Genomic DNA, 8866 nt, shown 5'->3' on the forward strand with positions numbered 1-8866 from the left:
GAGCTGAAAAGCTTGATAAAACTTGCCAATGGACTGGAGCGATCGCTCTGACCATTGCAGCGCTATCGATAGGATTTTATATCAAAAGTTCTCCCAATAGATAGAGCTACAGAATACTAAACCCTTTCAGAACGGTGGAGAAGCTTTGATTCACGAAGGAAAACGCAATTGGAACTTTTGATAGATTTCTCTTTCAAAAGTTTACAATAAGGTAAGTGTGATGACTCCAATAGGAGGAAAACCTATGGCTTTTGAATTGCCATCCCTTCCATACAGCAATGACGCGCTAGAGCCTTATATCGATGCGCAAACCATGCAAATTCACCATGACAACCATCATGGAACCTACGTAAGCAAGCTCAATGCTGCGTTAGAAAAGCATTCTGACTTACAGAACAAGTCTGTTGATGAGTTGATTCGTGACTTAAACACGCTACCCGATGCGGTGAGAACAGCGGTACGCAATAACGGGGGCGGACACTTTAACCACACCATTTTCTGGACGCTTATGGCTCCCAATGGTGGGGGAGAGCCAAACGGGGCGATCGCCCAAGCAATCACTGATACATTTGGTGATTTCGAGAACTTCAAGCAACGGTTTAATGATGCAGGTGCGGGTCAGTTTGGTAGCGGTTTTGTTTGGCTAGTTCGCACTGCTGACGGCAAGCTAGACGTGGTTAGCACCCCAAATCAGGACAACCCATTAACCGAAGGGCATTTCCCCATCTTGGGCAATGACGTGTGGGAACACGCTTACTATCTGAAATATCAAAATCGCCGCCCCGAATACCTAAAGCAATGGTGGAACGTGGTCAACTGGAACGAAGTTAACAACCGCTTCGCTCAAGCTAGCCGATAGGGTTACGATTTAAAGGGATCGGATTTGGTCACTGACCTGATTTAGAGAACTTGCAGGGACGTTTTACGAAGCGTCCCTGCAAAGCGTAGATGTTGGCGAATCAGATCTGGGTTTAGCAATCTGGATTTAGTAACGGATGACTTTGTTCTACTGAAAGTTAACAATTCGGGCAAAGTCAGATGGCTCGAGGCTGGCACCACCTACCAATGCACCATCAATTTCGGGCTGAGCCATTATTTCGTCAATGTTGCCAGGTTTTACAGAGCCGCCATATTGGATTGGCACGTTTGGATTAGTGAGTTGGCTACGAATCAGACCAATCACTCGGTTTGCTTCAACCGCCTCACAGGTATCCCCTGTGCCAATCGCCCAAATGGGTTCATAGGCAATTACTAGATTGTCTTGATCGACCTCCACCAGGCACCGCTTTAGCTGCTGGGTGATTACAGTTTCAGTCTCACCCTGGCTGCGCTGATCCCCAGTTTCTCCAACACAAAGAATTGGCGTTAATCCGTGCTGTTGAGCTGCTTTGAGCCGCAGGTTCACCGTTTTGTCAGTTTCGCCAAAATACTGTCTACGTTCACTGTGCCCCACGATTACGTAGCGCGCCCCTAGCTCTTTCAGCATGACGCCAGAAATCTCACCAGTGTACGCTCCTGCGGCTTCCCAATGGATATTCTGTGCACCGATTTTGATGCGGCTTCCGTGCAAATTCTTAGATAAAGCTCCCAGAGCGGTAAATGGAGCGCAAAGCAAAATTTCCCGATCATCGGGAGTTTCATTCAGATGGTTCATAAACCCTTGCAGAAATTCCAGCGATTCCGCCTGGGTTTTGTACATTTTCCAGTTGCCAGCAATAACAATCTTTCGCACGGATGCCACAGTGTAGGGTTCAACACATTACGCAATGCATCCTACAGTTTAAGGTGTACCTGGATCAATCCCAGAGTTTTTTGTAACGATTTCAGGCAAATGCAGGTCAAACAGATTTGCTTAGATAAAATAAATCTTCATCTCTGCTTCAAAATCTCTTGATTGTTGCGTCGCGATCGCCTTAATTTCTTGCCATAAAATAAGGCAATGGGCGCAGTACAAATCACTAGGTTTTCTTGCTTTTCCTGATGTCTGCTCTATCTGGCGATTTTGTCAGACAATCCGTGTCTGAACTACCAGCACCTTTACAAAGATTTAGACATCTATCAAGTCGATACAGGCTGCTACTAGTAGCGCACAGTTTATGAATGGGCGAGAAAATGGGTCTAGTACAAATAACCATCAGTGCCAACTCGTTTCAGAATGTTCGAATGAGTCAGACATTCTGAACCAGATTAAGTGTGGGCATTTGCTAATGGTGAATGACCGACGACGAAATGGTCTGATTTTGTGTAAAGCCTATCATGCCGAGTTTGCTGGACCAGGTGCTGCAGTAGGCAGCTTTTTCGACGTAGACTGTGAGCGCGTTGTACCCGTCGGTGATTTGTCGTTAATCTCCCCTGAATCTCATGAGGAGCGTCAAAAAGCCTATCTTATCCGGCGGCAGTGGATTCGCCTGACGCAGCAGTTTACTGATAAATCACAGCCGCTCCAGCGGGCACAGATGATTCTGAATCAGTTTGAGAATTACTTTGACCAGGAAACAATTGAGCGAATTCCTGATGACGCATTTGCGCTATTAGTTGGGGTTTTGCCCTATTCGGTGAGAATGGTACGACGCCCTCCTGGGCAGCTCAACGTTAAGGTCAAGGTTTAGGAGTCGCAACACATCAATTCCTATGAAGGGCGTACTGTGGTGCGCCTTCATCCATATCTGCAACATCTTCACACCAAACTAGTGGCATGTGTAGCTTGCGTAGGTTGGGTTCCGCTGCGCTTCACCCAACCTACGCAAGCTACACAAGTTGAGAAGAACTGTAGGTTGGGTGGAGCAGAGCGGAACCCAACACTTTAGACTTGCCGTACTACTAGTGTAGAGTTTCAGAATTTGGGTGCGATCGCACTAATGACAATTAACAAATAGTAGTTCACGACCTAAAGCTGACAAAAGGTTTGAATTTCTCGCCAGATTTCAGGTTGAACATTCGCTAGAGCATGGTCGCTGTCGAGTTCGATCAGTTTGACCCAGGGGCGTTGATTTGCAAAGTCGCGGCTCGCCTGGATGGGAATCACCTCGTCAGATTGACCATGCAGAATCAAGGTAGGAAGCGATCGCTGTAGCTTTGTTTCTTCATATTGGGCAGCGTCAGCCACAAAGTCGTAGTGTAGAGGCAACATCCGCTGTGCACTGTAGTGATAAACCGATAGATATTCCTCTGTCTGCCAGCGCTGCACTTGCTCTGTGCCAAGTTTGGGCAACCAGTGCGCTAAAAATCGAAATGCAGGGGCTAGCAGCACTAAGTGCTCGACCTGATGCTGATATTCCCCCAACCAAGCGGCGGTTAGTCCACCCAAACTAGACCCAATCAAAGTGATAGGTTGTGGAGCCGGTGGAAATGCGGATTGAATTTGCTGAATCTGACGGCTCAAGGTCAGATGAGTGAAGTCTTCTTGATTCAAATCGGGAGTTTTGAGGTCGATTTTGAGCGATTGGAATCGATCGCTCAAATACACTGCTTTAGCTGATTGAGGGCTAGAGGCAAATCCATGTAGATAAATAAAAGTATTCGTTGAACTCATCGTGGAAACCTATAAATAAAAATCTATAGAAACATGCCTGATGTTGATTCACAGTTTGCAGAGTCGAGATAGATGCGCGACACTATCTTCTTTAGGGGTGACTCGTCACAATGGACTTGTTGGAATATCAGGCTAAGCAATTGTTTCACGAGATGGGAATTCCCATCTTGCCCTCGCAGCAAATCAACCATCCGAAGGATCTGAAGGGCTTAAAGATTCCTTATCCTGTTGTACTGAAATCTCAGGTCTACACGGGTGGGCGGGGCAAAGCAGGCGGGATTCGCTTTGTAGAAAATACAATTGATGCAGTTGCTGCGGCTCAAACTATTTTTAATTTGCCAATCACAGGCATGTATCCTGCTGTGCTGCTGGCAGAAGCAAAGTATGACGCGGATAGGGAGCTTTATCTAGCCGTGATATTAGACTGGTCGGCCCGTCGTCCACTCTTGCTGGGTTCTCAGCAGGGCGGGCTGGACGTAGAAGCGACTATTGGCGCAATGCAGCAAGTTACTGTGGATCAGGAGTTTTCTCCTTTTTATGCTCGCAGGCTGGCGTTAAAAATGGGGCTGCAGGGAGAACTGATTCAGTCGGTGAGTGACATTTTGGAGAAAATGTATCAGCTATTCCTGCAAAAGGATTTGGATTTGGTTGAAATCAATCCTTTAGCAGTGAGTCCTGCGGGAGAACTGATGGCACTAGACGGCAAAATTACAGCGAATGACGACGCATTGGGACGGCATCCGGATTTGGCTGCTCTCCAGGCGAAAATTCCCAATCAGATTAAAACCAGAATCTTGCCAAGGGACTCATCAGAAACGACATTAGTGGAACTGGAGGGCAATATTGGCATCCTCTGTAATGGTGCAGGGCTAACAATGTCCACGGTGGACTTGGTTCACCAGGCGGGAGGGCGGTTGGCTAGTTTTCTAAATCTGGGGAGTGAGTATCGGCACAATGATTCGCCTGCGGTTTTGCGCGACCGGATTCAGCAAGGGCTAGAGTTAATGATGCAGAGCAAAAATCTAAAAGTTGTATTGGTGAACATCCTGGGAAACGTAATGCTTTGCAAGCAGACTGCGGAGGCGATCGCCACTCATTTACAGCGTCAGCTTGATAGCTGCACAACACCTTTTGTGGTCAGACTAGTTGGGGATCAGTTTGACGAGTCCCGTCAGATGCTCCAAGCGTTGAACCTCCCTTTGTTTGACGATTTAGACGAGGCGATCGCCGAAGCAATTTCTCTTAGCAATAGCGTTTTAAGGGCAAAATGAATTTCACTTCAGAGAGCAAGGTATTGGTTCAAGGAATTACTGAACCACTCGGTTCTATCTATGCGCCATTGATGCAAGCTTATAGCGGTCAAATCTTAGCTGGGATCAGTCCTGGGCATGGCGGGCAAGAACTAGAAGGAATTCCAATATTTGACCTGGTTGAACAGGCTTTGTTTAGTGTAGGCACAGTGGATACAAGCGTAATTTTTGTGCCGCCCTACCAGGTATTGGATGCGGCGCTGGAGGCGATCGCTGCCGGAATTCGTCAACTCATCGTGGTGACAGAAGGGGTACCACCGATGGACATGATGCGCTTGTGCCGCATTGCAGAAGCGTCCGAAACCCTGGTTGTCGGGCCAAACTGCCCCGGAATTATTGTGCCTGGTCAGATTTTGCTGGGAACTCACCCAGCAGAGTTTTACACGCCTGGGAAGGTAGGGATCGTGAGCCGTTGCGGAACGCTTACTTATGAAGTGGCAAGAGAGCTGTCTCAGGCTGGGTTTGGGCAGTCGATCGCTTTGGGAATTGGGAGCGATCGCGTTATTGGTTCGACCTTTCAGCAGTGGCTTCAAATCCTAGACGAAGATGAAGAAACCGAGGCAATCGTGCTTGTCGGCAAAATCGGCAGCGACAGTGAAGAAGTTGCAGCTCGGTACATCATTGAGGCGATTGATAAACCTGTAGTTGCGTACATTGCGGGCCGTACGTTGCCTCAGAGTCAATACACAGGACATGCTGGAGCGGTAGTCTCTTCTCAAATTGCTGGATTGAGAGATGAAGTAGGCACTGCCAAAAGCAAAATTGCTGCCCTCAAGCAAGCAAAAGTTCCGGTTGCAGAACGTCCCTCTCAGTTACCTGATTTGCTGAAGCAAGTGCTTAAGGGTGGCACCAAATCCAGCCCTAAAAAGGGCTAGGGCAAAATTTCTACTGTGCCTTGCTGTCCGTCAATCTGTACTCGCTGCCCATCTTGCAATCGTTGAGTGGCGTTGCGAATGTCCATAACTGCCGGAATGCCATACTCACGAGCAACGATTGCTCCATGCGAGAGCCGCCCTCCTACTTCTGCAATTAAGCCGCCTGCCCTTGCCAACAGGGGTGCCCAGCCAGAATCGGTGTAGGGCACGACCAGAATCGTTTCGCGATCGACTTCTGGCAATCGCTGCAAATTTTGTAGCACTTTTACCCGTCCGATGACTCGACCTGGGCTTGCTCCAATGCCGCGCAGTTGGCGGGCAGTTTGTCCAACAGACTGCGATTGATAGGTCAGCATGGGCGGATCGTTGCCGTATACCAAAGCTGGCACTGACCGAAGCCGATGGTCTTGCTTGAGCTGCGATCGCCGTTCTGCAATCAGGTATGACAAGTTTTCTCGCAGTTTTAGATCTGACTCAGCAATGAGTCGCTGAATCTCATCGAATTTGAGAAAGAAGATATCTCCTGCTTGCTCCATTACACCTGATGACAGCCACAGTCGCTCCAGTGCTACAAAGCTCCAGCGCAGTTCTGCCAGCAGGCGACTGTAGAGCACCGTAACCTGCGCCTTCAGGTTCAAGCGAGATTGAACCTGGGTTGCCTTCCAGCTCTGCCGTAACTTAACTGCTGCGTCAGATTCTGCTGGCGGGTTAAACAGAAACTGGGTAAACAGGTCTTTGACGGGCTGCGGGTCTTCTTTCCAGGTAGAAACTGCGATATCCGTTCCTACACGGCTGAGATAGCCATAGCGATCGAGAAACTGGTTGAACTGCTCTAGAACCGTATTTTTGACACCATCCGGGTTGTCTATAAGAGCAGCAAAAACCGCAGAACTGTTAGGCTGAAGCGAGTCCAACGACATTGAAGAACGAGCATTTGCGGTTAAGGTTTGGAGCGATCGCAAAGCATCTACTTCGGGCATCTGGCTGGTGTCTAACTCTGCATCTTCGACTTTAGATAGCGCTTGCCGAATTGAGACGCTGAGTGGAGCCAAAATACTGTAGTAGGTTGCTCGCTTCAGCAATTCCAAAATTTGATTGATGCGTCCCAGCAGCGCTACGCTCGACAGTTCCTCCACGGGCTGAGCTTCGAGGTCAGCAAGTCCTGAAACAAAATGTTGCTGTTGATCCTGGTCAAAATCCTCTACCAGACGCAACTCTCGTCCCATGAGCCGCAGGAGCCCCGGTACATTTTTCAGCGTTGATGTTAAGGGCGGCTTGCTGAATCGGGCTCCTCTAGTAAGAAAGTCCAGACTTTCTGGCGGCAAACCCATGCGGCGAAAAATTTGCCCCAGCAACGAAGCATTGAAGTAGGCAGAGGAGTGGTGCAGCGTTGCCGTTTCATTGAAATCTAGCCCACGAGCGCGATCGCCCAGCACAATGGTAAAAATTTCACCCCAAACACCACAGGTGAGAGGACGGTTAATCGACCAGGTTAAGGGATGAATTAAGCCAGGAATTACTTCCGCCGCAATCTTACGCGTCCAGATAGGCAACAGCGTTGTAATGGGACGCGACTGCAACAGCCAGAGTTGCTGACCGTCATAGCTCCACTCAATGTCCTGGGGAACGCCATGATAGCGGGCTTCCAGATGACGAACCAGATAAGCTACCTGCTGAATCAGACGAGGCGGCACGTCCCCCGAACCTTCCACCTCAAGCGACAGCATATCGGGCAATCGCCAATCAAACGGATCGGTTTGGGGATCTTCACTAAAGTGAAACTCAATATCCTCGACCCAAACCCGATATTGCTCTGGGGTAAACTGCCCTGATACAATCCGCTCTGCACCACCGGGTAAGGCTTCGATGACAACTGCATCTCCTTGACGAGCGATCGGGTCACGGCTAAAGGCAACTCCCGAAAAAACACCCTGGATCTGATGCTGAATCACAACTGCCATTGCGCTTTCTGGCACTTTTAGGTCTTGCCGATATTGAACAGCGGCAGGACGGCTGTAGGAAAGCTGACATTGGGCGATCGCCTGCTCCAATACGGGCTGACTCGTCACTCTCAAAATCGACTCATACTGCCCTGCTGCGGATGCGATATCGGAGTCTTCACCGATTGCAGAAGATCGAACCACCAATGGTTCTTCAGCAGAGGGTTGCAATAACTCCAGTAAAGGAGCAGGATCGTCTCCTGGAGGCAGCACCCAACCCATTGGCACCGGATAGCCCCAACGACGCAACTGGGAAAGCGTTGCTGCTTTGTGACCAACTTTGTCAGGGTTGAGGTTGCGATCGAGCGAGAGAATGGCGCGATCGCCCCGAAAAAACTGAAACACAGACTGAGAATCTCCTCGTACTGCACCAGTGGACAGATTCAAGTCATCAGGAATTTTTTGATAAATCCAGGCTAATAACAGACTCAGGGTTACTGCTGCGCCTACCACTTCACCGCTATGGGGATGGCGGAGAGCCGTGACTAGTGGCAACAAAATCAGAACAGATGTGCGTCCTTGCTTACGCTCACGCAGAATTGTAAAGGTAGCGGCGCTAATCAAAAAAATCAGTCCTGCCCCAACCCAGTCGAACGCAATGTAGCCCCACACTACGTTGGTCGTACCTGCGCCATTACTGATCCAGTAACGTCCCATCACCAGCGCGATCAGCGCCATCAGTTCCCAAACTGGGTCAGTTGGAAAGAACTGCCTCGCTAACCAAACAGTCGCAATTCCCTTCAGTGCTTCCGACAAGACGGCCAAAATTCCAACAAGTCGCCCACCGTGATAAAACGCCGCTGAAACACTGACATTTCCCGTGCCAATCTTGGATAGTTGCCGACCCGTTAGTGCCCGTGTAATCCAACTGATCAGGGGTAAACCACCCATAAGTGGACAGACTAAGAAAATGAGCAGTGATCCCCAAACCTGCGTCAGCGTCATGAGCGTATCTAATCTCAGCAATTTTGGGATATGTCCCTGGATGATTATAGGGGCGATCGCTCAGTTCAAACGCTCTATCTCAAACCAAAATGCAAAAAGCGCCCCCTTTCGGGAGCGCTTTTGCTTGAGCTGGACTAGAGTCTAGCCAACAATGCTAGGAGCCTTCACAGAAGCGAGGTCGAGCGGGAAGTTGTGAGCATTGCG

At 49.2% G+C, this 8866-nt stretch carries 7 protein-coding genes; 4 read left to right on the plus strand and 3 right to left on the minus strand.

Annotated elements, in window-relative coordinates; all coding sequences use genetic code 11:
• The first annotated feature begins 244 nt into the window (after positions 1-244).
• Positions 245-859 carry a superoxide dismutase gene (locus tag H6F93_RS10765; RefSeq protein WP_190680561.1) on the plus strand — a complete coding sequence of 205 codons (615 nt, stop codon included), beginning with the start codon at positions 245-247 and terminating at the stop codon, positions 857-859.
• A 147-nt stretch (positions 860-1006) separates the two neighbouring features.
• Here the strand turns inward: H6F93_RS10765 and tpiA are convergent, their stop codons facing one another.
• Positions 1007-1741 carry a triose-phosphate isomerase gene (tpiA, locus tag H6F93_RS10770; RefSeq protein WP_524537925.1) on the minus strand — a complete coding sequence of 245 codons (735 nt, stop codon included), beginning with the start codon at positions 1739-1741 and terminating at the stop codon, positions 1007-1009.
• Positions 1742-2096: 355 nt separating this feature from the next.
• Between tpiA and H6F93_RS10775 the strand changes: the two genes are divergently transcribed.
• Positions 2097-2609: a hypothetical protein gene (locus H6F93_RS10775; protein WP_190641133.1), complete on the plus strand. Its 513-nt coding sequence runs from the start codon at positions 2097-2099 to the stop codon at positions 2607-2609.
• 278 nt (positions 2610-2887) lie between these two features.
• Here H6F93_RS10775 and H6F93_RS10780 read toward each other — a convergent pair whose 3' ends face one another.
• Complete coding sequence (locus H6F93_RS10780; RefSeq protein ID WP_190680565.1) at positions 2888-3532, minus strand: YqiA/YcfP family alpha/beta fold hydrolase; 645 nt, start codon at positions 3530-3532, stop codon at positions 2888-2890.
• 110 nt (positions 3533-3642) lie between these two features.
• On the opposite strand from H6F93_RS10780, the gene H6F93_RS10785 reads away from it, so the two are divergent.
• Positions 3643-4803: a succinate--CoA ligase subunit beta gene (locus H6F93_RS10785; RefSeq protein WP_190680568.1), complete on the plus strand. Its 1161-nt coding sequence runs from the start codon at positions 3643-3645 to the stop codon at positions 4801-4803.
• A complete protein-coding gene (locus tag H6F93_RS10790) occupies positions 4800-5717 on the plus strand; it encodes a succinate--CoA ligase subunit alpha (protein ID WP_190680570.1) in 918 nt (305 codons plus the stop codon). The genes H6F93_RS10785 and H6F93_RS10790 overlap by 4 nt, the downstream gene beginning before the upstream one ends.
• Here the strand turns inward: H6F93_RS10790 and H6F93_RS10795 are convergent.
• Positions 5714-8662, minus strand: a complete 2949-nt coding sequence (locus tag H6F93_RS10795) for a glycerol-3-phosphate acyltransferase (protein ID WP_190680573.1) — start codon at positions 8660-8662, stop codon at positions 5714-5716. The genes H6F93_RS10790 and H6F93_RS10795 overlap by 4 nt on opposite strands.
• Positions 8663-8866 lie beyond the last annotated feature (204 nt).

This window comes from Leptolyngbya sp. FACHB-671 (assembly GCF_014695745.1).
GTDB lineage: Bacteria > Cyanobacteriota > Cyanobacteriia > Elainellales > Elainellaceae > JAAUTN01.

Excerpts from the sequence above, each read along its gene's own strand:
- H6F93_RS10765 (WP_190680561.1), top strand. The coding sequence starts at position 245 with ATGGCTTTTGAATTGCCATCCCTTCCATACAGCAATGACGCGCTAGAG.
- H6F93_RS10775 (WP_190641133.1), top strand. The coding sequence starts at position 2,097 with ATGAATGGGCGAGAAAATGGGTCTAGTACAAATAACCATCAGTGCCAA.
- H6F93_RS10780 (WP_190680565.1), bottom strand. The coding sequence starts at position 3,532 with ATGAGTTCAACGAATACTTTTATTTATCTACATGGATTTGCCTCTAGC.
- H6F93_RS10785 (WP_190680568.1), top strand. The coding sequence starts at position 3,643 with ATGGACTTGTTGGAATATCAGGCTAAGCAATTGTTTCACGAGATGGGA.
- H6F93_RS10790 (WP_190680570.1), top strand. The coding sequence starts at position 4,800 with ATGAATTTCACTTCAGAGAGCAAGGTATTGGTTCAAGGAATTACTGAA.
- H6F93_RS10795 (WP_190680573.1), bottom strand. The coding sequence starts at position 8,662 with ATGACGCTGACGCAGGTTTGGGGATCACTGCTCATTTTCTTAGTCTGT.